Annotated in this window: 21 protein-coding genes, 1 tRNA gene and 1 other RNA gene; 21 read left to right on the forward strand and 2 right to left on the reverse strand. The window is 60.2% G+C overall.

What is annotated here, in order from left to right; genetic code table 11:
* The first annotated feature begins 130 nt into the window (after positions 1-130).
* The 10 genes from purH (at position 131) to GEI7407_RS03770 (ending at position 12,306) form a co-directional block, all read left to right on the forward strand.
* Complete coding sequence (purH, locus tag GEI7407_RS03725) at positions 131-1,690, forward strand: bifunctional phosphoribosylaminoimidazolecarboxamide formyltransferase/IMP cyclohydrolase (protein WP_015170791.1); 1,560 nt, start codon at positions 131-133, stop codon at positions 1,688-1,690.
* A gap of 108 nt (positions 1,691-1,798) precedes the next feature.
* Positions 1,799-1,883: transfer RNA gene (locus GEI7407_RS03730), tRNA-Ser, on the forward strand.
* A 229-nt stretch (positions 1,884-2,112) separates the two neighbouring features.
* Complete coding sequence (locus tag GEI7407_RS03735; RefSeq protein WP_015170792.1) at positions 2,113-2,847, forward strand: 2-phosphosulfolactate phosphatase family protein; 735 nt, start codon at positions 2,113-2,115, stop codon at positions 2,845-2,847.
* 432 nt (positions 2,848-3,279) lie between these two features.
* On the forward strand, positions 3,280-4,029 hold the full coding sequence (locus GEI7407_RS03740; protein ID WP_015170793.1) for a WecB/TagA/CpsF family glycosyltransferase: 750 nt from the start codon (positions 3,280-3,282) through the stop codon (positions 4,027-4,029).
* A gap of 303 nt (positions 4,030-4,332) precedes the next feature.
* On the forward strand, positions 4,333-5,406 hold the full coding sequence (gene fbp, locus GEI7407_RS03745) for a class 1 fructose-bisphosphatase (protein ID WP_015170794.1): 1,074 nt from the start codon (positions 4,333-4,335) through the stop codon (positions 5,404-5,406).
* Between the two features lie 62 nt (positions 5,407-5,468).
* Positions 5,469-6,608 (forward strand): transaldolase, encoded by a 1,140-nt coding sequence (tal, locus tag GEI7407_RS03750; protein ID WP_015170795.1) that lies wholly within the window; start codon positions 5,469-5,471, stop codon positions 6,606-6,608.
* Between the two features lie 222 nt (positions 6,609-6,830).
* Positions 6,831-8,360: a glucose-6-phosphate dehydrogenase gene (gene zwf, locus GEI7407_RS03755; RefSeq protein WP_015170796.1), complete on the forward strand. Its 1,530-nt coding sequence runs from the start codon at positions 6,831-6,833 to the stop codon at positions 8,358-8,360.
* Between the two features lie 58 nt (positions 8,361-8,418).
* Entirely contained in the window at positions 8,419-9,753 is a 1,335-nt protein-coding gene (gene opcA, locus GEI7407_RS03760) for a glucose-6-phosphate dehydrogenase assembly protein OpcA (RefSeq protein ID WP_015170797.1), read from the forward strand.
* Positions 9,754-9,879: 126 nt separating this feature from the next.
* On the forward strand, positions 9,880-11,232 hold the full coding sequence (locus GEI7407_RS03765) for a cobyrinate a,c-diamide synthase (RefSeq protein ID WP_015170798.1): 1,353 nt from the start codon (positions 9,880-9,882) through the stop codon (positions 11,230-11,232).
* Positions 11,233-11,286: 54 nt separating this feature from the next.
* Complete coding sequence (locus GEI7407_RS03770) at positions 11,287-12,306, forward strand: aldo/keto reductase (RefSeq protein ID WP_041268262.1); 1,020 nt, start codon at positions 11,287-11,289, stop codon at positions 12,304-12,306.
* A 3-nt stretch (positions 12,307-12,309) separates the two neighbouring features.
* On the opposite strand, the gene GEI7407_RS03775 is transcribed toward GEI7407_RS03770, so the two are convergent.
* Positions 12,310-13,086, reverse strand: a complete 777-nt coding sequence (locus GEI7407_RS03775; RefSeq protein WP_015170800.1) for a pentapeptide repeat-containing protein — start codon at positions 13,084-13,086, stop codon at positions 12,310-12,312.
* A 284-nt stretch (positions 13,087-13,370) separates the two neighbouring features.
* On the opposite strand from GEI7407_RS03775, the gene groL reads away from it, so the two are divergent.
* From groL to GEI7407_RS03825, 11 genes are all read left to right on the forward strand, one after another.
* Positions 13,371-15,041 carry a chaperonin GroEL gene (gene groL, locus GEI7407_RS03780; protein WP_015170801.1) on the forward strand — a complete coding sequence of 557 codons (1,671 nt, stop codon included), beginning with the start codon at positions 13,371-13,373 and terminating at the stop codon, positions 15,039-15,041.
* A gap of 205 nt (positions 15,042-15,246) precedes the next feature.
* Positions 15,247-16,431 (forward strand): magnesium/cobalt transporter CorA, encoded by a 1,185-nt coding sequence (gene corA, locus GEI7407_RS03785; RefSeq protein WP_015170802.1) that lies wholly within the window; start codon positions 15,247-15,249, stop codon positions 16,429-16,431.
* Positions 16,432-16,502: 71 nt separating this feature from the next.
* Positions 16,503-17,174, forward strand: a complete 672-nt coding sequence (locus tag GEI7407_RS03790; RefSeq protein ID WP_015170803.1) for a hypothetical protein — start codon at positions 16,503-16,505, stop codon at positions 17,172-17,174.
* Positions 17,175-17,240: 66 nt separating this feature from the next.
* Positions 17,241-17,645, forward strand: an RNA gene (gene rnpB / locus GEI7407_RS19810) — RNase P RNA component class A.
* Between the two features lie 407 nt (positions 17,646-18,052).
* A complete protein-coding gene (locus tag GEI7407_RS19295) occupies positions 18,053-18,652 on the forward strand; it encodes a hypothetical protein (RefSeq protein ID WP_015170804.1) in 600 nt (199 codons plus the stop codon).
* A 35-nt stretch (positions 18,653-18,687) separates the two neighbouring features.
* Positions 18,688-19,776: a sugar MFS transporter gene (locus tag GEI7407_RS03800; RefSeq protein ID WP_015170805.1), complete on the forward strand. Its 1,089-nt coding sequence runs from the start codon at positions 18,688-18,690 to the stop codon at positions 19,774-19,776.
* 103 nt (positions 19,777-19,879) lie between these two features.
* Entirely contained in the window at positions 19,880-20,740 is an 861-nt protein-coding gene (locus GEI7407_RS03805) for a 3'(2'),5'-bisphosphate nucleotidase CysQ (protein WP_015170806.1), read from the forward strand.
* A gap of 255 nt (positions 20,741-20,995) precedes the next feature.
* A complete protein-coding gene (locus GEI7407_RS03810; protein WP_015170807.1) occupies positions 20,996-21,679 on the forward strand; it encodes a Crp/Fnr family transcriptional regulator in 684 nt (227 codons plus the stop codon).
* Positions 21,680-21,684: 5 nt separating this feature from the next.
* The gene (locus GEI7407_RS03815) at positions 21,685-23,472 is read left to right on the forward strand and encodes a M61 family metallopeptidase (RefSeq protein WP_015170808.1); all 1,788 of its coding nucleotides are present in this window, start codon (positions 21,685-21,687) and stop codon (positions 23,470-23,472) included.
* A gap of 347 nt (positions 23,473-23,819) precedes the next feature.
* A complete protein-coding gene (locus tag GEI7407_RS03820) occupies positions 23,820-24,320 on the forward strand; it encodes a host attachment protein (RefSeq protein WP_015170809.1) in 501 nt (166 codons plus the stop codon).
* Between the two features lie 44 nt (positions 24,321-24,364).
* Complete coding sequence (locus GEI7407_RS03825) at positions 24,365-24,850, forward strand: TerB family tellurite resistance protein (protein WP_015170810.1); 486 nt, start codon at positions 24,365-24,367, stop codon at positions 24,848-24,850.
* 83 nt (positions 24,851-24,933) lie between these two features.
* On the opposite strand, the gene nadA is transcribed toward GEI7407_RS03825, so the two are convergent.
* Positions 24,934-25,896: a quinolinate synthase NadA gene (nadA, locus tag GEI7407_RS03830; protein ID WP_015170811.1), complete on the reverse strand. Its 963-nt coding sequence runs from the start codon at positions 25,894-25,896 to the stop codon at positions 24,934-24,936.
* Between the last annotated feature and the right edge of the window lie 74 nt (positions 25,897-25,970).

Below are 25,970 nucleotides of genomic sequence, written 5' to 3' on the forward strand. Positions count from 1 at the left end.
ACTAGAACCCGCAAGCGGCGGGTTTTGCTGTTTCTGGCGATCGCTTCCTGCGCTTTGCAGGCTCAGATTGAGCGTCCGGCTCCCCCAAACGTGTTTCACTGCATCAGTTTCGAAGAAGGATTTTGCATCAATGGCACGCCTAGCACTGCTGAGCACCTCAGACAAAACCGGGCTGGTAGAGTTTGCCCGTCAACTGGTCGAAGAGTTTGAATTTGACATCATCAGCAGTGGCGGCACCGCAACAGCATTGAAAGATGCCGGTATCCCCGTCACCAAGGTGTCTGACTACACCGGTTTCCCCGAAATTCTGGGAGGTCGTGTAAAGACCCTCCACCCGCGCATTCATGGCGGGATCCTCGCGCGGCGCGATCTGCCCGAGGACCAGGCCAACCTGCGGGACAACAACATTCGCCCCATCGATCTGGTGGTGGTGAACCTGTATCCCTTTGAGAAAACCATTGCTCAGCCGAACGTGACCCTGTCTGAGGCGATCGAGCAAATTGACATTGGGGGTCCGACTCTCTTGCGCGCCGCCGCTAAGAACTTTGCTCATCTGACGGTGCTGTGTCAGGCGTCTCAGTACGAAGGCTACATCCGGGAGATGCGCAACTCCAAGGGCCAAGTGTCTCTAACCTTCCGCCAGACGGCTTCGCGCCAAGCATTCCACCACACGGCGACCTATGACCAGGCGATCGCCGCCTATCTGGATCGCCAGGCAGACCTGACCAGCGCCGAAACCCTGCCGGAGCAGTACCACCTCAGCGCCACTCGCCTGCAAACCCTGCGCTACGGCGAAAACCCTCACCAGAACGCCGCTTGGTACCAGGTGGGCAACACGCCCACGGGCTGGGCCGCCGCTACCAAACTCCAGGGCAAGGAGCTGAGCTACAACAACTTGGTTGATCTTGAGGCCGCTCGCCAAATCATCGCTGAGTTTGTCAGCCCCGGCGATCGCCCCGCCGCCGCCATCTTGAAGCACAACAATCCCTGCGGTGTGGCCCAAGGCGCTAGCCTGCTGGATGCCTACCAAAAGGCTTTTGACGCCGATTCTGTCTCGGCCTTTGGCGGCATTGTGGCTCTCAACCGTCCCATTGATGGGCCCACGGCGGAGGCGATGACCAAAACTTTCCTAGAGTGTGTTGTGGCGCCGGGCTGCGATCCGGAGGCCCAAGAAATCCTGGCCAACAAAGGCAAGGTGCGGGTGCTGGTGCTGCCGGACTTGGTGTCGGGACCGGCCCAGGCAGTGAAGGCGATCGCGGGCGGTCTGCTGTTGCAGGACGCCGACGATCATCCCGTCGATCCCACCCAGTGGAAGGCCGTGACCGATCGCCAGCCCACGGAGGCCGAGCTCGAAGAAATGATCTTCGCCTGGAAGGTCTCGCGCCACGTGAAGTCCAACGCCATCGTGGTCACCCGAGACGGCGTCACCCTGGGCGTCGGTGCGGGCCAAATGAACCGCGTCGGATCGGCCAAGATCGCCCTGGAGCAAGCGGGCGATCGCGCTCAAGGGGCGACCCTGGCCAGCGACGGCTTCTTCCCCTTTGATGACTCGGTGCGCACCGCCGCCGCTGCTGGCATCACCGCGATCGTCCAGCCCGGTGGCAGCCTGCGCGACCAAGACTCCATCAGCGCGGCCAATGAACTGGGCCTCGTCATGATGTTTACCGGCGTGCGTCACTTCTTCCACTAAAGTCCCTGGGGACCGAGACGCAGCGCGGGTGATGACCAGCGGCGATTCGGTGCTAGAATGATTGGCCGATGGCGCTACAGCGGTTGTCAAACTTAGCTGTAGCGCTGAGGAGAGGTGGCAGAGTGGTCGAATGCGCTCGACTTGAAATCGAGTGTGCCGAAAAGCACCGTGGGTTCGAATCCCACCCTCTCCGTTCCAAATAACAGGGTGCCTGGGGTTGCTCAATTGCTGCGATCGCCCGAGAGATTCAGCTCGCTGAGCTGGTGTCTCGATGGCGTGGAAAGCGTTTGTGGCTCTGCCGTCTGTCCCTTACTAGACCCTAAACTAGGGTCCAAGTTGACCGATGGCTAGGGATCGCAATTGAGGTCATAACCCCCTAAGATAAGATCCGGCAGTTTCGTGTTATTAGGTGCAGTCCGGTCGTGAAGGTCTTTGTTTACCACACTCCAGAACTCGTTCCCGCTGACCAGACGCCCGATTGCGCGATCGCGGTTGATGTACTGCGGGCAACCACTACTATTGCCACTGCGATCGCCTCTGGCGCAGAAGCCGTTCAGGCCTTCCGTGACCTCGATGAACTCATGCGCGTCAGTGAGTCCTGGCCCCTCGAAAAGCGTTTGCGGGCCGGCGAGCGTGGCGGCTCTAAGGTGACTGGGTGCGATCTGGGCAACTCCCCCCTCGACTGCACGCCGCAAATTGTTGAAGGCTGTCGCCTGTTTATCAGTACGACCAACGGCACCCGCGCCCTCCAGTGCATTCAAAACGCGCCCATCGTGCTGACGGCCGCCATGGTCAATCGCCGATCGGTGGTCGACTACCTCATCCGTACCCAGCCCGAAACCGTCTGGATTGTCGGCTCAGGATGGGAAGGAAGCTTTTCCCTCGAAGATACGGCCTGTGCCGGCGCGATCGCCCACAGCCTCCTCACCGAAACCGGCGAAAAGCCAACTGACCTGATCGGCAACGACGAAGCCGTCGGCGCGATCGCCCTCTTTCAGCAGTGGGAAAGAGACCTGCTGGGCCTCTTTCACCTTGCCAGCCACGGCCAGCGTCTCCTGCGCCTCGGCTGCTACGAAGACCTCAGCTACTGTGCCCGCCTCGACACCCTCGATGTCCTGCCTTTCCAAAAAGAACCCGGCGTTTTAGTCAAATTCTAGGCCTCCAGCACGAAATAGCTCTGAAAAACGATCCGCTGTATGGCGGATCGTTTTTCTATGAGACTACGGATGTAAATTGGGCACCCTAAAAGAGAAGCTTCTCTGTGAAAGTGTTGACGCGCTACGGGCGGCAGCATCGCTCCTTTGTCGCCCCCAAAGCGCGATCGCCCGGACAGCTATCCAGTCTTCAGGCGGCCCATCCAACGCCCGAGATCCGGTAGCCCAAACTTCCGTAGACTGCTTCACACCACCTTTGCCCCCTAGAGCAACTTTGTAGGCCCTGCGCTAGATCCCACGGACAACCCGTCGCCTCTAGACCAGCGCTTCGGGAGACCTGGTTCAGCAGCCGATCTCCTATCACATCAGGGTTGATAAGCAAGCCAGCTTATCGCGTCTCCAAAGACAGTCTTAAACGCGGGAATGAGGGAGCAAATGGACGCAATTAACATCCTGAATGTTCAAGTGGATAACGTCTCTTTGAACGAATTGCTTGAACACCTCGACCAGGGAGTTGTCTACACACCCAACGTCGATCATCTAATCAAGCTGCAAAGCGATCGCGAGTTCCAGGAAGCCTATCAAGCAGCGCACTTTCGCGTCTGTGATAGCAAAGTCCTCTATTACGTCTCCCGATTCCTCGGAGCGCCCCTGCGCGAAAAGATCTCCGGCTCTGATCTGTTTCCCGCCTTCTACGAATACCATCGCCACAACCCCGACATTCGGATCTTCTTGCTGGGGGCTCGCGAAGGCGTCGCCCGCACCGCCCAGCAACGGATCAACGCCAAAATAGGCCGCGACATCATTGTGGACGCCCATTCGCCGTCCTTTGGCTTCGAGAAAAATGAAGCCGAATGTGACGCCATTGTTGACTTGATTAACGAGTCGGGGGCAACGGTCTTGGCGGTTGGTGTGGGTGCGCCGAAGCAAGAAAAATGGATCCACAAGTACAAAGATCGCTTGCCCAACGTGCGGATTTTCCTAGCCATTGGAGCAACCATCGACTTTGAGGCCGGTAGCCTGTCGCGCGCGCCGCAGTGGATGAGCGCTGCTGGCTTAGAGTGGCTGTATCGCCTGGCCATGGAGCCCCATCGCCTGTGGCGGCGCTACCTGCTCGAAGATCCGCTGTTTTTTTGGCTGGTGCTCAAGCAAAAGCTCAACCTTTATATCGCTCCTAATCGCTAAGAACTTTCCCCTTTTGGCTGCGCTACTCCTTCTAGAGGAATCTGGAGAAGTCAACGGCTGCGCGAATCCTGCGATCGCCAGATTTCTCCAGATTTCTGTAGTTCATCTAAAGTTAGGTGCTGCTTTCAAAATGCCTCCCTAATATAGGAAGTGAGGCTGGTTATGCCTGAAATTGCCCGCGTAGCCAGACTTCAGGATTCACAGTGAGGCGGGCTGCTTGGGTTGGAATGTCACGGCCTTTCCTCCACATCCCCCCAAGAGTCTCCGGCTTGCAGACACCTGCGAAATGCACAGTACGGGAGGATGGTAGTGGCTGATAACCCACCAGTGGTTCAAGAGCTTGCTTTAGATCGAGATTGCACCACGCTTTCGCGCCACGTGCTGCAGCAGCTCCAAAGCTTTTCGGGGGATGCCCAAGAGCTCAGCGCCCTGATGAACCGAATTGGCCTAGCTGCCAAGCTGATTTCCCGTCGCCTGACCCGTGCAGGCCTCCTAGAAGGGGCTTTGGGAGTGACAGGGGAGGTCAATGTCCAGGGCGAGTCCGTCAAGAAGATGGACGTCTACGCCAATGACGTGTTCATTGCGGTGTTCAAGCAGAGTGGGCTTGTGTGCCGCCTTGCTTCGGAGGAGATGGAGGAGCCCTATTACATTCCTGAGAATTGCCCCATTGGTCGCCATACGCTTCTCTATGACCCCATTGATGGCTCATCGAATGTCGATATCAACCTAAATGTGGGATCGATTTTTTCGATTCGTAAGCAAGAGGGCAATGACGAGGACGGCTCGGCCCGAGACCTGCTCCAGGCGGGCCACAAGCAGATCGGCGCGGGCTACATTCTCTATGGTCCCAGTACGGTGCTGGTGTATTCCATGGGCCATGGGGTGCATGCGTTCACGCTGGACCCGAGCTTGGGCGAATTTATTCTGTCCCAGGAAAATGTGCAGGTGCCGACCCACGGCCCCATTTACAGCGTGAATGAGGGGAATTTTTGGCAGTGGGAGGAGCCGATTCGGGAATACATTCGCTATGTCCACCGCCACGAGGGCTATACGGGCCGCTACAGCGGGGCGCTGGTGGGGGATATTCACCGGATTTTGTTCCAGGGCGGGGTGTTTTTGTATCCCGGTACGGTGAAGAAGCCGGAGGGCAAGCTGCGGCTGCTCTATGAGTCGGCGCCTCTGGCGTTTTTGATGGAGCAGGCGGGCGGCCGTGCCAGCACGGGGACGCAAGATATTTTGGATGTGATTCCGGAGCGGCTCCATGCGCGATCGCCGCTAGTGATTGGTAGCAAAGAGGACGTGGCGCTGGTGGAGTCCTTTATTCAGGACTGGAAGCGCCGTCAGGAAGAGGAAGCAGCGATCGCAGCCCGCTCGTAAACCCTTCGTCTAGACGGGGCCCCCTCCGTTGTAGATGGAAGTTCGTGACAAGGAGCGATTTCATGACTCTCAGCAATCATCTGCTGGAAATCAACGCCCATGGCCAAAGTATCTGGATGGATAATTTGGCTCGGGATCTGATCGAATCTGGGGCGCTAAAGCGCCTCGTGGAGGAGCAAGGGATCTCGGGGATCACGTCAAATCCGGCGATTTTTGAGAAGGCGATCAAAGGCAACGCAATCTACGATGCGGATATCGAGGCGGGTCTAAAGGCGGGCCACTCGGTGCCGGAAATCTATGAGGCGCTGGTGTTTGCGGATATTCAGCGGGCCTGTGACGTGCTGCGCCCGGTGTACGATCGCACGGACGGCCTGGATGGCTATGTCAGTATCGAGGTGCCGCCGACGATCGCCCGCGATACGGCGCAGACGGTGCAGGAAGCCCGCCGCTACTTTGAGGCGATCGCTCGGCCCAACGTGATGATCAAGATCCCCGGCACGCCGGAGGGCTTGCTGGCCGTGGAGCAGTCGATCCGAGCGGGCCTGAATGTCAACGTGACCCTGCTGTTTGCGATCGACAGCTACGTGGAGACGTTCTGGGCCTACATCCGGGGCCTAGAGGGGCGAGTGGCGGACGGACAGCCCATCGATCACATTGCTTCGGTGGCGAGCTTTTTCCTGAGCCGGATCGACACCAAGGTAGACCAGCAAATTGCCGAGCGCCTGGTGGGGATCGATGATCTGAGCCGCAAGGCGCAGCTGGAGTCGGTGCTGGGCAAAGTGGCGATCGCCAACGCCAAAGTCGCCTACCAGAAATACAAAGAGATTTTGGCGAGCGATCGCTGGCAGGCCCTGGCAGCCCGGGGCGCCAAGGTGCAGCGACTCCTGTGGGCCAGCACCAGCACCAAAAATCCCCAGTACAGCGACGTGATGTACGTGGACTCCCTGGTAGGCCCCGACACCGTCAACACCCTGCCCCCCGAGACCATCGAGGCCTGCGTCGATCACTGCGACGTCGGCGATCGCCTAGAGCAGGATGTGGCCCAGGCCCAGACCCTGATCGCCACCCTGCCCGAGCTGGGCATCGATCTCGACCAGGTCATGGCTGAGCTACTCGAAGAAGGCATCGACAAGTTTGTCCAGCCCTTCAATACCCTGATGCAGTCCCTGGAGGAAAAAGTGCATCACCTGTCGCCGGTGTAGGCCCCTAGTGCCCCAAGGGCGATCGCTCCCTGTCAACTCTGCGCCACAAGCTACGCCCCTGGGACGGGCGCGAGTGAGTGAAGAGGCGACCCAAAGGGCGATCGCCCGATACAGCCATTTCCGCTCACCTGTACTAGACTGCAAGGCAAGAAGAAGAAGACCTGGCCCTTGCCTGCTCCGCCCCTTTGCGCCTTCCATCCTTCGTCCTATTCACTACTTTCTATGGTCACCCTGCTCGAGAATCCCCTGCGCGTTGGACTCCAAAAAGACCGAATTCCAGAACCCCAAATCCTCATCATTTTTGGTGCTTCCGGTGACCTGACCCAGCGCAAGCTCGTGCCCTCCATCTATCAAATGAAGCGAGAGCGCAAACTCCCTGCCGAACTCACCATCGTTGGCGTGGCTCGGCGCGACTGGAGCCACGACTTCTTTCGGGAGCATCTGCGCGAAGGCGTCGAAGAATTTGGTGGTGGCATCGGCACCGAGGCCCAGTGGGAAGACTTCGCCAAAGGCCTCTACTACTGCGCTGGTAACATGGACCAGTCCGAAAGCTATCAAAAGCTCAAAGCCTTCCTGAGCGAACTCGATGAACAGCGCGGCACCCTCGGGAACCGCGTTTTCTATCTCTCTGTAGCGCCCCGCTTCTTCGCCGAAGCGACCCAGCAGCTGGGGGCTGCCGGCATGCTGACCGATCCCGCCAAGCAGCGCCTCGTGATCGAAAAGCCCTTCGGCCATGACCTCTCCTCGGCCAAAACCCTCAACCGGATCGTGCAGCAGGTGTGCGCCGAGGAGCAGATCTATCGCATCGATCACTACCTTGGCAAAGAAACGGTCCAGAACCTCTTGGTGTTCCGGTTTGCCAACGCCATCTTTGAGCCCCTGTGGAACCGGCAGTTTGTCGATCACGTGCAGATCACCGTGGCAGAGACCGTCGGCCTCGAAGGGCGAGCAGGCTACTACGAAACCTCTGGCGCGCTGCGGGACATGGTGCAAAACCACCTAATGCAGCTGTTTTGCCTAACGGCCATGGAGCCCCCTAACTCCCTCGATGCCGACAGCGTCCGCACCGAAAAGGTCAAAGTGATTCAGGCGGCGCGCTTAGCGGACATCAACGACATCGATGCGTCGGCGGTGCGCGGCCAGTACACCACCGGCTGGATGGGCGGCAAGCAGGTGCCCGCCTACCGCGAAGAGGAAGGAGCGCTGCCTCAGTCGACAACGCCCACCTACGCGGCCCTCAAGCTTTTTGTCGATAACTGGCGCTGGCAGGGGGTCCCCTTCTACCTGCGGACGGGCAAACGCATGCCCAAGAAGGTAACCGAGATTTCGATTCATTTTCGGGAAGTGCCGTTTTTGATGTTTCAGTCGGCGGCCAGGCAGATGAATCGCAATGTCTTGGCTCTGCGAATTCAGCCCGATGAAGGGATTTCCATGCGCTTTGAGGTGAAGACGCCGGGAACGTCGCTGCGAACGCGCTCTGTGGACATGGACTTTCGCTATGACACGGCCTTTGGGCAGGCCAATGCCGATGCCTATGGGCGTTTGCTGATCGACTGCATGCTGGGTGACCAAACGCTGTTTACGCGGGGCGATGAAGTGGAAGCGTCGTGGCGGGTGCTGACGCCGCTGCTGTCGGTGTGGGATGCGCCTGCTAGCCCTGATGCGGTGTCGCTGTACGAAGCAGGAACGTGGGGACCGGTGGAGGCGGAGATGCTGCTCAACCAAGATGGTCGTCGCTGGCGGCGTTTATAGCGATCGCTCCTAAAGTCCTCCAATAACTCAATTAATTATCTAATGAAGGAAAATCCCTATGACTACAACTCCAATTTTTGCTCTGCAAAAGCCCAAAGGCATTTCCCTGGATGAAATTGAGGCTGAGCTGAGCCAGATTTGGCGGAGCCAAAGTGGAGAAAAGGGGAACCACTCAGCAACCCGCGCTACCACGTTCACGATGGTGGTATATGAGCCGGAGGAGTTTCAGCAGACCCTGGGAGCTTTGGGGTTCTACGATGGCCCCATCGATGGGCTCTATGGCCCCAAAACCAAAGAGGCGGTCCGTCAGGCCCAGATTACCTATGGTCTGCGGGTGACGGGACGCATTGACTCAGAGACCCTGGAGCGCCTACGGGCGGAGATGGGCCAGCGGGGACCGACGCCGGTGACGAACGTGGATCAGCGCGGCTTCAACTTCAGCAGCGCGATCGCCGCCCAAAACCCCTGCCGCGTGATTACTCTGTGTCCTCAAATTGGGGTGGAAGAGGGCATCAGCGTCCAGGTCTCAGCCTACTGCCCGGTGCAAAAGCAAAGCGGCAGCCGGTTGATTTGCTGTGAATATATTTCTCTCCGGGGTGACAAACAGTCGCTGGCCCAAACGGGGGATCTGATTGAGTCCTTGATGATCTCGGATTTGCCGAAGTTTGTTTGGTGGAAGGCCACTCCCAATCCTGAGCAGCCGCTCTTTAAGCTTTTGGCCGAAGTCTGTAATTGTCTGATTTTAGATTCGAGTTATTTCAGCGATCCTGAGTCAGAATTTCTCAAAATGCAGGAGCTGCTTGAATCTGAAACCTACGTGGCGGATTTAAATTGGCACCGCCTTTCGCCCTGGCAAGAGCTGGCGGCAGCGGCTTTTGATCCGCCAGAGCGTCGTCAGGCCCTGGTCGAGATCGATCGGGTGACTATTGACTACGAAAAAGGCAATGCGGCTCAAGCCCTGATGTATTTGGGCTGGCTGGCGAGTCGACTGGGCTGGAAGCCCCTGCGCTACACCGAGTCGCTGGAGAATGACTATGAGCTGAGCCATATTTGGTTTCAGGGACCGGGCGATCGCCCCATTGAGGCGGAGCTGGCAGCGGTGCCGACGGCAGACTGGGGGGAGGTGTCTGGAGACTTGATCGGTCTGCGCCTCTCGTCTACCAATCCGCATGCGGACTGCAATACGATTTTGTGCTCGGAAACCACGGGCTGTATGCGCATGGAGGCGGGTGGCAGCGCCCAGTCTTCGCGGACGGAGCAGGTAACGGCTCTCAGCGACCAAAAAGCGGAGTTCTTGCTGGGGCAGCAGCTTCAGCGGTGGGGCCGGGATTTCCTGTATGAGGAGAGTCTGGCAGTAACGGCGCAAATGCTGCGCCTGCGCAATCAGGCATAACCTCAGGACTTCTCAAAAAAGCAGCGGGCGGGGCAGGGTCTCCGCCCATTTTGGCGGGGCTCGGCCCCGCCAAAATGGTGATAAGTTGGGGAGCGGTTGCGCGATCGCCCAGATCCGAGGAAAAGCATGGCGTTGGTAGTGGCAGGGGAGCGGAGCGGAGTCGGCAAAACAACGGTGACGTTGGCGCTGTTGGCGGCGCTGCGGCAGCGAGGAGCGTCGGTCCAGTCTTTCAAAGTCGGTCCCGACTACATCGATCCGATGTTTCATCGGTATCTGACGGGGCGACCCTGCCGAAATTTAGACCCGGTTTTGACCAGTGAACCCTATGTCCAGCGATGCTTCGCGGCCCATGGCGGGGCAGAGTATGGGGTGATCGAAGGGGTGATGGGGCTGTTTGATGGAGCTGCGATCGCTTCTGATGAGGGCAGTACGGCCCACGTGGCGCGGCTGCTGGACTTGCCGGTGCTGCTGGTGCTCGATGCGGGGCGGCTGTCGCGATCGGTGGCGGCGATCGCCTACGGCTACCAGAGCCTCGATCCGCGCGTCAAGCTGGCCGGCGTGGTGCTCAATCGGGTGGGGAGCGATCGCCATTTGGCCTTCCTCAAGAGTGCGCTGGAGCCCTTGGGACTGCCGGTGCTGGGGGTGCTGCATCGCCACGACGCGATCCGGCTGCCCGATCGCCATCTGGGCTTGGTGCCCACCGATGAGCTGCCCGCCTTGGATGAGGTGGTCAATCGCCTGGCCCACTTGGGAGAGACCTGCTTTGACTGGTCGCGCTTGTTGCCCCTACTGGCGCTGAAGTCCCAATCAGCCAACCTGTTTGAAGATCTTGAACCCCGACCACAACCGGTGCGGCTGGCGATCGCCCGCGATCGCGCTTTTAGCTTCTACTACGCCGATAACCTGGACCTGCTGACCCATCTGGGGGCCGAACTGCTGCCTTGGAGTCCGCTGGCGGATCGGGCGCTGCCGCCGGGGGCTCAGGGGCTTTATCTGGGGGGAGGCTTTCCAGAAATGTTTGCCGCCGAGCTCCAGGACAACAGGGCCGCGCGGCAGGCGGTGGCTCAGGCGATCCAGGCAGGAATGCCGGTCTATGCCGAGTGCGGCGGCCTGATGTACCTGTGCCAAAGCGTGGTGGACTTTGAGGGGCGCGCCTGGGAGATGGTGGGGGCGCTGCCGAGCCACGCCCGCATGGGCGATCGCCTGACTCTGGGCTACCGGCGAGGGACGGCCCAGCACGCGAGCCCCCTGGTGACACCGGGCGAAACCGTGGTGGGTCACGAGTTTCACCGCTCGAGCCTGAGCCAGATCCCTGCTGAGCCCCTCTACGCCCTGACGCGCTACGACGACCCTGCGCCCCTGCCCCCCGAGGGCTGGCGATCGCCCACCCTTCACGCCTCCTATACCCACCTCCACTGGGGCGCGACGCCCCATTTGGCGGCTCGATTTTTGGCCCAGTGCGCCCGATACTGTCCCTAGGGGGCTCTGTGGGGCCGCCCGCTTGATGTCCTGGATTTCTTGATGCCTGAGTCTATGAATCTTCCCGCCGCTAGCCGATTTCAGTTCACCCCTGACCTGTCGATTTGCCGCCTGCTGAATGGCCTGTGGCAGGTGTCCGGGGGCCACGGCCGCATCCAGCCCCAGCAGGCGATCGCCGCTATGCAGGACTACCACCAGGCGGGCTTTACCACCTGGGATTTGGCAGATCACTACGGTCCGGCCGAGGACTTCATCGGCGAGTTTCGGCGTCAAATGCTGGCGCTCCACGGCCCCGAGAGCCTCAAAGACATTCAGGCCTTTACCAAATGGGTGCCCCGGCCTGCGCCGATGACGCGCCAAGTCGTGACCGAAAATATTCAGATTTCCCTCGATCGCATGGGCGTGGACTGCCTCGACCTGCTGCAATTTCACTGGTGGGACTATCGCGATCGCGCCTATCTCGACGCCCTCGGGCACCTCGCCGACCTCCAGCAAGCTGGCAAAATCAAGCACCTTGCCCTCACCAACTTCGACACCGAGCGCCTGCAACTCATCCTGGACCAGGGCATTCCCATCGTGTCCAATCAGGTGCAGTTTTCCCTGGTCGATCGCCGTCCGCTGGTGAAAATGGCTCAGTTTTGCCAAGAGCGGGGCATTCATTTGCTGGCCTACGGCACCTTGGCCGGTGGGCTGCTCTCGGAGGCCTACCTGGGGCAGCGGGAACCCTCGCGCTGGGGTCTGGAAACCGCGTCTTTGCGCAAGTACAAGCAAATGGTCGATGCCTGGGGCGGCTGGGCGCAGCTCCAAACCCTGCTGCAAACGCTGCAGGCGATCGCCCAAAAGCACCGCGTCAGCCTCGCCAATGTGGCCGTCCGCTACGTCCTCGACCAGCCCGCCGTGGCGGGGGTCATCGTGGGGGCGCGCCTGGGGATCGCGGAGCACCGCCAGGACAATGCCGCCGTCTTTGGCTTCAGCCTAGATGCGGAAGACCACGCAAAAATCGAGGACGCGCTGACCGGGGCCCGCGACCTCTACGCTCTGATTGGTGACTGTGGTGACGAATATCGCCGCTAAGGCCTAAAACAGGAAGCGCAGCAGCAATCCGCTCACCGAACCAATGAAATCCAGGAAATTTGGCTTGCCTTTGCCGCCTTTGGGCGCATTTTCGATCATTTCGATCCCGGCGATGAACTCCTTGGAGGCTTGGTAGCCCTGGGCATCGCCGTTGCGCTCAAACAGGTAGGCGGCGTAGTTGGTGTCCAGCATGGCGCCGTCGCGATCGCCGATTTTGTAGCGCGCCACTCCCCGCCCCAGATACGCCTTGGCGTAGTTGGGGTTGATGCGCACGGTCTGGTTAAAGTTTTCGATCGCCTCGCTGTAGTTGCCGATGCGGGCCGAGTCCAGGGCCCACCGATAAAAAGCGTCCGCGTCGCCAATGTTGCCCGTCAGGCCAATGGCCCCCTCCAAGAAGGCGCTGGAGAGGTTGGCATCGGTGAAGACGGCTTCCATCAGGTAGGCCTGCCGGAGATCGGCCCCCGTCAGGTTGGCGCCGGTGAGGTTGGCGCCGGTGAGGTTGGCGCCGTGGAGCGAGGCCCCGGCCAGGTTGGCCCCGCTGAGGTCCGCCCCCGTCAAATCCGTTTGGCTCAGGTTGGCGCGCCGCAGGTCGGCGCCCTTGAGGTTGGCCCCGCTCAGGTCGGTGAAAACCAGACCGGCATTCATCAGGTCGCACCCTTCGCAGCTCTTGCTTGAGAGCAGTTGCTGGACATGGGCGAGTTTTTCGGCGCGGGCCGGGGCTGCCCAGCAGCACAGGGCCACCAGTGCAGCAGCAGACAGACTTCTAGATCGAGAATTCATAGATGAGCGAACTCGCAATGCTGCCTATCCATATAACACGCCGCTTCCTGCCTGCGTCCACATCTTTGCAGGCGGCTTCACAGAGGCTGCGATCGCCGATCGCCAGAATGCGCGCTCTTTCGCCCGAAAGCTTGATTTTTTAGAAAAAATGCTGGTCAAAGGGCGATCGCCCAGTTGCCACCTCAGCCCTGCGGGGTGTCGCGCCTCCCTTTCCGGCGGGATTCTTTAGCACTCGACAGCCCTGAGTGCTAAATTTTAGGGGAGATAGAGTGCAAAGAGCAAATATGGTCAAACTAATTGTGTTTGATGAGGAGTCGCGTCAAGCGCTAGAGCGCGGCGTGAACGCCTTGGCCGATGCCGTCCGCATTACCCTCGGGCCGCGGGGACGCAACGTCGTCCTAGAGAAGAAATTTGGGACGCCCGAAATCGTCAACGACGGTATTTCGATCGCCAAGGAAATCGAGCTCGAAGACCCCTTTGAGAACACCGGGGCTCGCCTGATTCGGGAAGTGGCCTCCAAGACCAAAGATTTGGCCGGTGACGGGACCACCACCGCAACGGTGCTGGCCCAGGCTCTGATTCGCGAAGGTCTAAAGAACGTCGCAGCGGGCAGCAACCCGGTGAACCTGCGTCGTGGTATCGACAAGACGGTCGCCCGTCTCCTCGACGAAATCAAATCCATCGCCAAGCCGGTAGAAGGCGACGCGATTTCCCAAGTGGCAGCAGTGTCGGCAGGCAGCGATGAAGCGGTCGGCGCGATGATCGCAGACGCCATGGCCAAGGTGACCCGCGACGGCGTCATCACGGTCGAGGAATCCAAATCCCTCACCACCGAGCTGGAAGTGGTCGAAGGGATGCAGTTCGATCGCGGCTACATGTCGCCCTACTTCGTGACCGACACCGAGCGGATGATCACGGAGTTCGAGAACCCCCGCATTCTGATCACCAGCCAAAAGATCAGCTCTGTGCAGGATCTGGTGCCGGTGCTCGAGAAAATTGCCCGCACCGGTCAGCCCCTGCTGATCATCGCTGAAGACATCGAAGGGGAAGCCCTGGCGACCCTGGTGGTCAACCGTCTGCGGGGCGTGCTGACCGTGGCTGCGGTCAAGGCTCCTAGCTTTGGCGATCGCCGCAAAGCCATTCTGCAAGACATCGCCATCGTCACCGAAGGCCAGATGATCGCTGAAGAAGTGGGCCTGAGCCTCGAAGATGTGGATCTGGACATGCTGGGCAGCGCCCGCAAGATCACCATCACCAAGGACAACACCACCATCGTCGCCGAGCCGAGCGATCGCGGTCGTGGCGAAATCCAGACCCGCATCGGCCAACTGCGCCGAGAGCTGGCTGAAACCGAGTCGGACTACGACGCCGAAAAGATCCAGGAGCGGATTGCCAAGCTCGTGGGCGGCGTAGCCGTGATCAAAGTGGGTGCTGCCACCGAAACCGAGCTCAAAGACCGGAAGCTGCGCATCGAGGACGCCCTCAACGCGACCCGCGCCGCCGTCGAAGAAGGCATTATCCCCGGCGGTGGTACGACCCTCCTCCACCTCACCAAGCTGGTCGACGAAGTCAAGCAAGGCCTCAACGCTGAAGAGCGCATCGGTGCTGACATCGTCGCCAAAGCTCTCGAAGCGCCCCTGCGCCAGATCGCAGACAACGCCGGCGCCGAAGGCGCAGTCGTCGTCGAAAAGGTGCGCAACCTGGATCTGAACATGGGCTACAACGCCGTCACCGGCCAGTTTGAGGACATGATCGCCTCCGGCATCATCGACCCTGCCAAGGTGACCCGCTCTGCGCTCCAAGACGCTGCTTCCATCGCAGGCTTGGTCCTCACGACCGAAGCCCTCGTGGTCGAGAAGCCCGTCAAGGAATCCCCCGCGCCTGACATGGGCGGCATGGGTGGCATGGGCGGCATGGGCGGTATGGGTGGCATGGGCGGCATGGGCATGATGTAGGCCTAGGCCGAGTTTGCCGCAGCTCCATAAATGAACGCTGACGCTCCGCGTCGCGTCTTGGGTAGCCCAGTTCAACGGGCTACCTTTTTTTGTGCCGCTTGCTGGGGGCGATCGCCCCTCGGCAATCCTGCTACAGTCAGCTCAGCGATTGGCTCGTCTGAGGGGCCAGTCAGCGCCTCACGCGTCCCCCCACAAAAAAACTGCCATGGTGAGAGTCAGGCTCGGCAAAGGTATATCGCAACTGCTCAACAATCACAATGACGATGATGAGTCCTATGTGGACTACCACTACGACGAACCGGGCATGTCGCCGGGCACCCTCGTCATCGAAGAAGACGCCCCACCTCCGACTCTGGTCCTGATCGACTACAGCCAAGCCGCCGCAACCCGAGTCGTCCTGCGAACCCCCGAAGAGTGTGCCGTCTACCTCGATAGCCAGTCGGTGTCGTGGGTCGACGTCCAGGGCCTCGGCAGCGAAGACATTCTCAAGCGCCTGGGCAGCGTCTTCAGCCTGCACCCCCTTGTTCTCGAAGACATTGTCAACGTCCCCCAGCGCCCTAAGGTCGAGGACTACACCGATCAGCTGCTGATCATTGCCTGGATGGTCATGCCCGACCCCAAGGGAGAGAGCTTTGTGCGGGAGCAGGTCAGCTTCATCCTCGGGCCGCACTACCTGCTGACAGTCCAGGAGGAGCCTGATCTCGATACCTTTCATCCGGTGCGAGAGCGCATTCGGGGCAGCAAGGGCAACATTCGCCGCCTCGGGCCGGACTACCTGACCTACGCCTTGCTAGACGCCATCATTGACGGCTTCTTCCCGATCCTCGAGGCCTATGGCGAGCGCATCGAAGATCTCGAAGACGAAGTGGTGCGCCATCCCACTCGCCAAACCCTCACAGCGATTCATACCCTCAAGCGCGAGCTGCTTACCCTGCGCCGCTCCATTTGGCCGCAGCGGGAAATGCTCAATAGTTTGATTCGCGATCACAGCGCGCTGATTAGCCCTGAGGTGCAGATCTACCTGCGGGACTGCTACGACCACACGGTCCAGATCCTGGACATGGTCGAGACCTATCGCGAACTGGCGTCCAGCCTGATGGACGTTTATCTCTCCTCTGTTAGCAACCGCATGAATGAGATCATGAAAGTCCTCACGGTCATCTCGACAATCTTCATTCCGCTGACGTTCATTGCGGGTATCTATGGCATGAACTTTGACCCCAGCGTGTCGCCCTGGAATATGCCTGAGCTGCGCTGGTACTGGGGATATCCGGCTTGTCTGGTGGCGATGGGCGCGATCGCCATGGCGCTGGTGATGTTTTTCTGGCAGCGGGGCTGGTTCAAGGATCTCTCGGCGATCGAGGATGATGGTCACCAGCGTCACCGATAGCTTTCTCTGCGGGGCCTTTGCGTCGCAGGAGCGTCCTCTCCTGCGGGCGATCGCCCAGGGCAGCCTTTCCTATGCGCGATCTTGACCTTCTGCTGATCACGGTTTACTTCATCATCGTGGTCTATGTTCTGTACCAGGCCTTTCGATCTCTCGAAAACACCCTCGAAAATCAGTTTGATATTCAAACCAATCCTGAAGCACTCAAGCAGCAAATCCTCGATCAAAAGCTGCAAGAGTTGATCAACCTCAAGGTCGATATCAAGAAGCGCTACGAGTTCAACAAGTTCACCACGCTGCCGATCGTGGTGGAAAACAAGACCAAGACCACCACGGTTTTGATCAACTGGGACTATAGTTCCATGACGGATTTTGACGGCAATTCTCGCCGGATTTTGCATTTGATTCCGGGGGTGTATCCCGAGCCTCGACAGCAGCAGTTTCCCAGCGTGGCGCCGCCGGGGGTGACGCTGAAGGAAGTGATCGCGGTGGCGGACTCCCTGGAAACCACACCAGAGGGCAAGCTGATCCAAAAGCCCCTCATCAACGTGGGCAAGTTCAAAGATCTCCAGGAAAAGCGCAAGCCCTGCCAGTTTTCGCTGCGCATCATCGTGCAGCTGACAGACCCCCTGACGGGGGGCGGGATGCGGACCCACGCACTGACGTGTCAGTTCACGCTGGCGTCGCTCCACTGGACGGAGGCCCTGCCCTGGAACCAAAAGCCAGCTTTCCCGCGCAAAAAGTGAGGCTGGGCAAAAAGTGAGGGCGGGCGATCGCGCTGGGGAGGTGAGATCGGTACACTGGAGGGAAGCAGAGTTGGCGAAGGCGGTTGCGGGTCAGTGGCGATCGCCACTGGCCTGAGGAAAGTCCGGGCTCCCGAAAGACCAAACTTGCTGGGTAACGCCCAGTGCGGGTGACCGTGAGGAGAGTGCCACAGAAACATACCGCCGATGGAGGGTTTGGGGGCGATCGCCCCTGAGCCAGATCTCACAGGTAAGGGTGCAAGGGTGCGGTAAGAGCGCACCAGCAGCGTCGAGAGGCGCTGGCTCGGTAAACCCCGGTTGGGAGCAAGGTAGAGGAGCGACGGTTGGTCTTTTACCGGTTCCGCTTAGACACCGCTAGAGGCGTCTGGTAACAGGCGTCCCAGATAGATAACTGCCTTCTGGGCTGTGCTTGCAGCCTGGAAAACAGAACCCGGCTTATGCCCAACTCTGCTTTTACCGATCGCTGGGCGATCGCCCTCTCTGGCGAAAAACTCTCTGCAACGCCAAGCCTGTCTCACATTTTGTAGATTTGCCCCTAAAAATTAAGATTTTCGGGCTCTAGGGCTCGAAAACGCTCGATGAAGCTTTCGGGCGATCGCGGCGGTTGACGATTTGCCAAGGGGGGCGAGTCCCCGGTTCATCAAGTTTTTGCCATTGTTCAACCAATTATTTAGATTCGACAAAGTACTGTAGGCCTCGCTACCTTTGCTTCGCCGACCGTTCTAGGATCGAGGGCAAAATCCCTGGGCTGGCTTAGGCAGACTTTGGCGAATCGCGACACTTGATTTCTATCGGAAAGGGGCGATCGCCGAACTCTGCTGTCGGTTAGATGATGTTTAACGGCGGAGTGATCGACCAACGTGCTGCACGATTATCCCCTTCTGGCGATTAGTGAAAGTAAACGCAGTGGCTTGATTTTGTTCAAGGGGTTCCACGCGGAGTTTGCGGGGCCAGGCGCTGCGGTGGGTAGCGGGATCGAGGCAGGAACGACGCGGGTGATCGCGATTGGACGATTGGAGCTGTGTCCCGTAACGACCGTTGCCGAGCGCCAAGAAGCCTACAGCAAGCGAATTCAGTGGATGCGCTGGCTGCGCAAGATTTCGGACCATGCAGATCCCGTGCAGCGCTCAGAAAAGCTGCTGGTGTGTCTGGAGGCGTTTTTTGGGGCGCGGACGGTGGCGAGCCTGCCGACGGATGCCCTGGCGGCGCTGGTGGGGGTTTTCCCCGAGACGATGCAGCGGGCGCGCCAGCGCTATCCGGGCTGGCTCCAGCCCGAGGGGGTCAAAATCGGGGAAGAAAATTTGTCGATTCGCTGGCTCCAGGACAGCGCGATCGCCGTGGCCAATCGCCCACCCGGTAAGCTGGTGGAGGAGTATAGCGTGGGGCAGCTGGGCGATTTTTTTCGCCCGCCGGTCGCGCTGACGTGCGCTCAGCCGTTTGCGCTGCCCCAGTCCGCCTAGACGCCGCCCATCCAGAAGGCTGAGGCCCAAAATTGATGCTGGTTTCGAGGGGACGCCTCACGGCTATGAGCTTTGTGGGGCTTTTTTTGCACGGTTTGGTGGTGGCGATGCCGGGGGCGTTTTTGCTCCAGTGGCAAGCGGCTTTTGGCACAGCGGTGAATTTGGGAGCCTATTACGCGCTGTTTGTGATCAGCAGCGTGGCGGGGCTGTACTGGAACGCCCAGCGCGATCGCCGTCATCCGTGGCTGTCGATGGCCTTTGGGCTGATCGGGGTGGCGCTGCTGGGGGCGGCGCTGGTGCCGGGGTTTTGGGGAATTGCGATCGCGGCCTTGCCCATTGGCTTTGCCGACAGCGTGGTCAATCTCCAAAGCAACAGCCTGGTGGGCGAACTCCACCCCAAGCGCCGGGTCGTGCTGCTGAACTGGGCCAATGCCACTTTTGGGGTGGGGGCGCTGACGGCGCCGCTGCTGGGGGCGCTGCTGCCGTGGCGGGTGGCCTTGGGGGCGATCGCCCTGGTAGCCCTAGGGTGCGGGGCGCTGGCGTGGCAGGCTCCGCCGGTCGAGAACTTCGTGCCCGCGCGCGATCGCATGCCGTGGCGCCGCGCGGCGCCGATTTTGGGAGTGGTGGGCCTGTATGTCGGCCTAGAGGGGGTGATTGGCACCTGGAGCGGCACCTATCTAAAGTTTTTGGGCTGGAGCGATGCCTGGAGCAGCGGCCTGCTGTCGCTGTACTGGGGCGGCCTGACCCTGGGGCGGGTGTTTCTGAGTCCGTGGATCAGCCGTCAGCCCATGGCGCGCCTGCCCTGGCTGCTGCTGGCGGGGGCGATCGCCCTGGGACTGACCCTGGTCCCTAGTCTGGCCCCGCTGATGGCGATCGCCGCTATTTTCTACGGCCCCACCTTCGCGACCCTCTTTGCCAAGCTGCAAGAAGATTGCGGTCACGTGGCGCTCAGCTATCTGTTTTACGTCGCTTACATCAGCCAGATGGGGCTCTCGGGCCTCTTTAGCTGGGTTCCCCATCCCAGCTGGCTGCCGCTGCTGTTTACGGGATTTGCGGTGCTGCTGTGGTGGTCGAGCGGTCGCCTCGCCCTGGGGCCTGACCCCTGCCCAGACAGCCTGCCCTAACCGCGCGCGATCGCCCTCTGGCCAGATGCGCGATGCCTCGCAGTCCACCAATCCCGCAAAGGGCTGTAATACAATCGCCTCACTGCCCTTGTCCTTAACCACCATGAAATATCTCACGCCCGAGCTAGACCGCGCGATTCGCCAAGTGCTGCGCGACTGCGGCCAGCAGGCGAAATATTTAGCTGCTCAGCCCTTCACCGTTGACCAAAAGGGGCCTGAGGACTACGTGACCGATGTCGATCGCGCCCTCGATCGGCAGCTGGCCGCTGCCTTTGCGACCCTGTGCCCCACCGACGGCGTCGTGACCGAGGAGAGCGCCCAGTCTCGCCAAGCCTTTCAGGCGGGGCACGCTCGGCTGTGGTTTATCGATCCGGTGGACGGGACCGAAGACTTTATCCACGGGCGGCCCCACTACTCCGTGATGGCGGGCCTGCTCCAGGGACACCAGCCCAAGGCGGGCTGGGTCTATGCGCCCATGCAGGACCAGATGTACTACGGTGGGCCGGAGTGGGGGCTGTTTCAGGCCAAGGGGCAGGAGGGGGCCGATCTGCTGGTGCCGGTGGAGCCGGAGCCGCCCTCGGAGACGTTTTGTCCGCTGCTGGTGGGCGATCGCGATCAGGCCAACTTTGGCGAAGCCCTGCGGGCCGAAATTCCGGCGGCCCAGTTCGCCTCCCTCGGCAGCTTTGGCCTCAAGGTGCTCGAAGTCATCCAGGGCCGCGCAGGCCTGTATCTCTACCTCAACGGGCGCGTCAAGCTGTGGGACACCACCGGCCCAGTGGCCCTAGCCCTGGCGGCGGGCCTGGTGTGCTGCGACCTGGACGGCCAGCCCCTGCAATTTACCCCGGAGGCCATTGACAGCGAGACGCTGATCCACCACCAGCCCATCTTGATCGGCTGGCCCAGCTATGTCACAGCCCTGCGGCCTTCCATTCAGGCAGCGGCTGCCCGCGTCCTGGCTCGATAAACTTGAAGGGCCGACAGGAGAGCGGTGGCGATTACGCTCCGCAATTGTGTTGTAATGGAAGCGAGGGAATCCCTGCGATCGCCCGAATCTCCTGGGTCTTGCAGCTTTTCCCCCGAAAGTCGCGCCAAGCAACCTGGATGAGTGTCTTCTCCAGGTCCAAACCACCCAATCGCGATCGCTCAACGGTTCTTGCCTCGGTTCGGCAGCTCGCGCGACCCATCGCTCAATCTCAATCGCCTACCTTGAAGATTCTTCATGCAGACCGAAGCCTTTAGTGAGCTTTTCCCGCTCTTCAACGCTGCGAATCCTGAAACAGTAGAGTGGCTGCTGTCCGTTGCGGTTGAGCACGAGTACCCCACCGGCCGCGCTGTGCTCATGGAAGACGCTTGGGGCAACGCCGTCTACTTCATCGTGTCGGGCTGGGTAAAAGTTCGTCGTCTCTCCGGGGATGATGTGGCAACCCTAGCGATTTTGGGCCGGGGAGATTTCTTTGGCGAGATGGCCATTCTCGATGAGTCCCCCCGCTCGACGGATGTGATCGCCCTTTCGCCAGTACAGCTTTTGAGCATCTCGGCTCAGCGCTTCATTCAGACCCTGTTCAAAGATCCCCAGCTCCATCACCGGATGCTGCAGCTGATGGTGCAGCGCCTGCGCCAAACTAATTTGCGGTTTCAGCGCCGTCATCAGCCGCCCGCGGTCAAGCTGGCCAATACCCTGGTGGGCCTCAGCGAAAACTACGGCCAGGCCTCCGAAAACGGCGTCGACATTTACAAAATCCCCTTCAAAGATCTGGCGGATGTGACCGATATCGGGGTGGAAGAAGCCACCAAAATCATGGAAAAGCTGGATGACAAGGGCTGGCTCAAGATTGACCCCGATGAGCCGGTGATTCGCCTGATCAACCTCAAGCAGCTCACGCACTTGGCAGGACACGCCTAATCGCTATGACCAAAGCAGCCTCGACTCGGCCTGATGTTTCGCGCTCTGTGATGCCCGCGATCGCCTACCGGGTCGCGATGCCCCATCCCGAGACTCACCTGTTCGAGGTGACGGTGCGGGTGCAGCGCTGGTCCCAGGCGGTGCTGGACCTCAAGATGCCGGTGTGGACGCCGGGGTCTTACCTGGTGCGCGAGTACTCCCGCCATGTCCAAAACTTCGAGGCGCGCGGGGCTGACGGCCAAAAGCTAGCTTGGCAAAAGCGCAGCAAAAATCACTGGCAGATTGAAACCCCAGGGGCCTCGGAGATCGTCGTCACCTATCAGGTGTTTGCCAATGAGCTGACGGTCCGCACCAATCACTTGGACCTCACCCACGGCTACTTCAATGGGGCCGCGCTGTTTTTTTGGGTGGTGGGGTGCGATCGCCAGCCGCTGCAGGTCGAGATCGTGCCGCCCACGGGCTGGCAGGTGGCGACGCCGCTGCCGGAGGTGGCTGGCCAGCCCGACACCTACGAGGCGGCGGACTTTGACACCCTGGTAGACAGCCCCTTCGAGATTGGCCAGCAGACGCGCTATCGCTTTGAGGTGCGCGAAACGCCCCACGAGCTGGTGGTGTGGGGGACGGGCAACCTGGACGCGATGCGCCTGATTCCGGATATCCAGAAAATCATTGAGACCGAGGCCCAGCTCTTTGGCGGGCTGCCCTACGATCGCTATGTGTTCTTGCTCCACCTGTCGGCCCAGGGCTACGGCGGCCTCGAGCACAAAAATGCCTGCACGCTGAATTTTCCCCGGCTCGGGTTTCGGGCAGAAGAGTCCTACCAGCGCTTTTTGCAGCTGGTGGCCCACGAGTTTTTTCACCTGTGGAACGTGAAGCGCCTGCGGCCCAAGGCCTTAGAGCGCTTTGACTATGAGCAGGAAAACTACACGCCGTCTCTGTGGTTTAGCGAGGGGACGACGAGCTACTATGACCTGCTGCTGCCGCTGCGGGCAGGCATCTATGATGCCAAAGTCTTTCTCAAGGCCCTGAGCAAGGAGCTGACGCGGTTCTTGATGACGCCGGGGCGCTTGGTCCAGCCCCTGAGCGAATCGAGCTTTGACGCCTGGATCAAGCTCTATCGCCAGGACGCCAGCAGCAATAATTCTCAGATTTCCTATTACCTCAAGGGCGAGCTGGTGTCGCTGCTGCTGGATCTGCTGATTCGCGATCGCCACCAAAATCGCCGCTCCCTCGATGACGTGATGCGGCAGCTCTGGGAGGAGTTTGGGACGGTTGAGGTGGGCTTTATGCCGGAGCAGCTAGAGGGGGCGATCGCCGCTGTGGCTGACGCAGACCTGAGGGACTTTTTCCAGCGCTTTTTGCACACCACGGAGGAGCTGCCGCTCAATGACTACCTAGCGCCCTTTGGCCTGCGCGTGGTGCCCGAGACCGACGGCGAGCCGGTGCCCTACCTGGGCATGACGGTGAAGACGGAGGCGGGCCGCGAGGTGGTCAAATCCGTGGAGGCGGGGTCGCCCGCTCAGCAGGCGGGCTTCGATCCGGGGGATGAGCTGCTGGCCATCGACGGGCTGCGGGTGACGGCGGAGCAGCTGGGCGATCGCCTCAAGGACTACCGAGCGGGCTCTACGATCCAAGTCACGAGCTTCCGCCAAGATCAGCTCCGAGAATGCGCCCTCACCCTGGCCGCGCCGCGCCCTGGCCGCTACCAGATCGTGCCGGTCGAGAACCCGACGCCCGCTCAGGAAGCGAACTTCACGGGCTGGCTTGGAACGTCGCTCAGCAGCATTCTGTAGTTTTGATTAGGCTTTCGGAGCAGGCTGAAAGGGCGTGATAGCCTAAACGAAAGTTGTTCGTTTTGCAGTCAAGGTTCCGATCCCTTCGCGCCTCACTGAGATCTGGGTTTGTGGATGCCTTAGCTGCCAAGAGGTGGATAAGGCGACGCGCCGCGATCGCTGGTTTTGAACCTATCTTCGGGCAAGTAGCCTCGCTGCTGACCGGTGCTTGCCGCGATATTGACTCCCTGGCGGTGTTCCAGGGGTGGCTTCGCAGTGAAATGGAGTGGGCGATCGCCCAGAAATCGCTTGAGCTGGTGACATCGAGGGGTCAGTTTCGGAGCCGTGCACCTCACCGAGAGAGTCTTATGAACGAATGTGTGGTTGTCATTGACGGGATTCGCGCTCGCTTTTTTACGCTGCATGAGGCGGAGTTCCCTGAGTATGAGTCAGGCCCCAATCTGGTCGAGCACGACGACCTTGTCAACAATGAGCAAAGCGCCAGCGATCGCGAGCTGTGGGCCAACACCTCCACCGGACGCAACCGAGGAGGCTCAGGGGGGCGATCGCACCAGTACGACGATCATCGTGAAAGCCATCGCGAAGAATTTAGTCGCCGCTTCGCCCAGATGGTCGCTGCCGAGGCGGCCCGCCTCGCCACCACCCACGCTTCGCCCCAGGTGATCTTGGTCGCTGAATCCCAAATGGTGGGAACGACCCGAGACGCTGTCAGCACCTCCCTGCCCAATCACTGTGCGGTCCAGGTTCTCACCAAGGATCTCAGTAAATTTCGCCCCCTCGAACTCCACGAATACCTCGCCACCGAAGGCCTGCTGCCGGAGCGCCGCAAGCCCAAGGCCAGCCCCTAGGGCCGCTTCCGAGCCTGATTGATCGTTTCTATGGAGACAGGATTATGCCCCTTCAGCCCCCGCCCCCACCGTCCATCTCGCCGCGCCAAATGAACCTGTTGCGCATCGTGGCCTCCATGGCGTGGTGCGACGGCCATCTGGCCACCGAAGAAATGGACGTAATGCTCGATCGCTTCAGTCACCTGTTTGGGGAAAATGCGGCGCAGCAGCAAAAACTGCGCCAAGAGCTCCAGGACTACCTGGTGCAAAACATTCCCCTAGAAGAACTGGTGCCCAAGCTGACCGGCACTGAGGAGCGAGAACTGGTCTTGCGGCTGGGCTATGAAGTGATCCAGTCCAGCTCGCGATCGCCCGATGAGCCCCGCATCAACGTCGAAGAGGCCAAAGCCTACCAAGATCTGGTGGGATTTCTCCAGCTGCCGCCGGAGACGGTGGCCCGCATCGAAGGGGAAGTGGCTGCCGAGCCCGTCTCGGACGAGAGCCTGCTAGATACCCTCACCCGCCAAGTGGGTGAATTCATGCAGGGGTAGCGTTCATTTTAGAGGGCGATCGCCCTTTGCTCCCGCCGAGATTTCTCGGCGGGAGCTTTGGTTTGTGGGTGAGCCACCAACTCCTAGGCGCTCATCTCCAGCATTCGCTGAATCGGCTTGAGTGCCGCCACGCGCGTTTCCTCGGCCATGGTGATTTCGGGGTTCTGGTTCTTCATGGCCAGATACAGCTTCTCCAGGGTATTTAGGCGCATGTGGGGGCACTCGTTGCAGGCGCAGCTTCCCATGGGCGGTGCCGGAATGAACTGCTTGTCCGGCGCGTCTTTTTGCATTTGGTGCAGGATGCCGGGCTCCGTCGCCACGATGAAAGCCCGCGCCTCGCTGCGCTGGGCGTACTTCAGCAGCGCGGTGGTCGAGCCGATGTAGCGGGCGTGGCGCAGCAGGCTCGGCTCACACTCGGGGTGGGCGATTACCTCGGCCTCGGGATGCTCCATCTGGAGCTGCACGATCTTCTTTTCAGAAAAGTTCTCGTGGACCATGCAGCTGCCCTGCCACAGCAGCAGGTCGCGGCCCGTTTCGGCCATGACGTAGCGGCCCAGGTTTTGGTCTGGGGCGAAGATGATCGGCTGATCTGCGGGGATCTGCTGCACGATGGAGACGGCGTTGGAGCTGGTGCAGATGATGTCGCTCATGGCCTTGATCTCGGCGGTGCAGTTGATGTAGGACACCACCAGGTGATCGGGATGGGCGGCCTTGAAGGCGGCAAACTCTGCGGGCGGGCAGCTGTCGGCGAGGGAGCAGCCCGCGTCGAGGTCCGGTAGCAAAACCTTTTTGGTTGGATTGAGGATTTTGGCGGTCTCGGCCATGAAGTGGACGCCCGCAAACACGATCACGTCGGCGTCGGTTTGGGCGGCTTGGCGAGAGAGGCCGAGGGAGTCGCCGATATAGTCGGCGATGTCCTGGATGTCGGGATCTTGGTAATAGTGGGCCAAGATCACGGCATTGAGGTCTTTTTTAAGGTCGTTGATGGCGGCAAACAGGTCGGTCGGCAGGGCGGGAACAGACGGCGATGAAATGGTGGTAAACACAGTGGCGAGTCGCTCTGAAGGACGGGACGGTTTGTAAAGAAGTGTGAAGCGCTTTCTTCGGTAATCGCAATTAT

Origin of the sequence: Geitlerinema sp. PCC 7407, from assembly GCF_000317045.1 — a bacterium.
Lineage (GTDB): Bacteria > Cyanobacteriota > Cyanobacteriia > PCC-7407 > PCC-7407 > PCC-7407.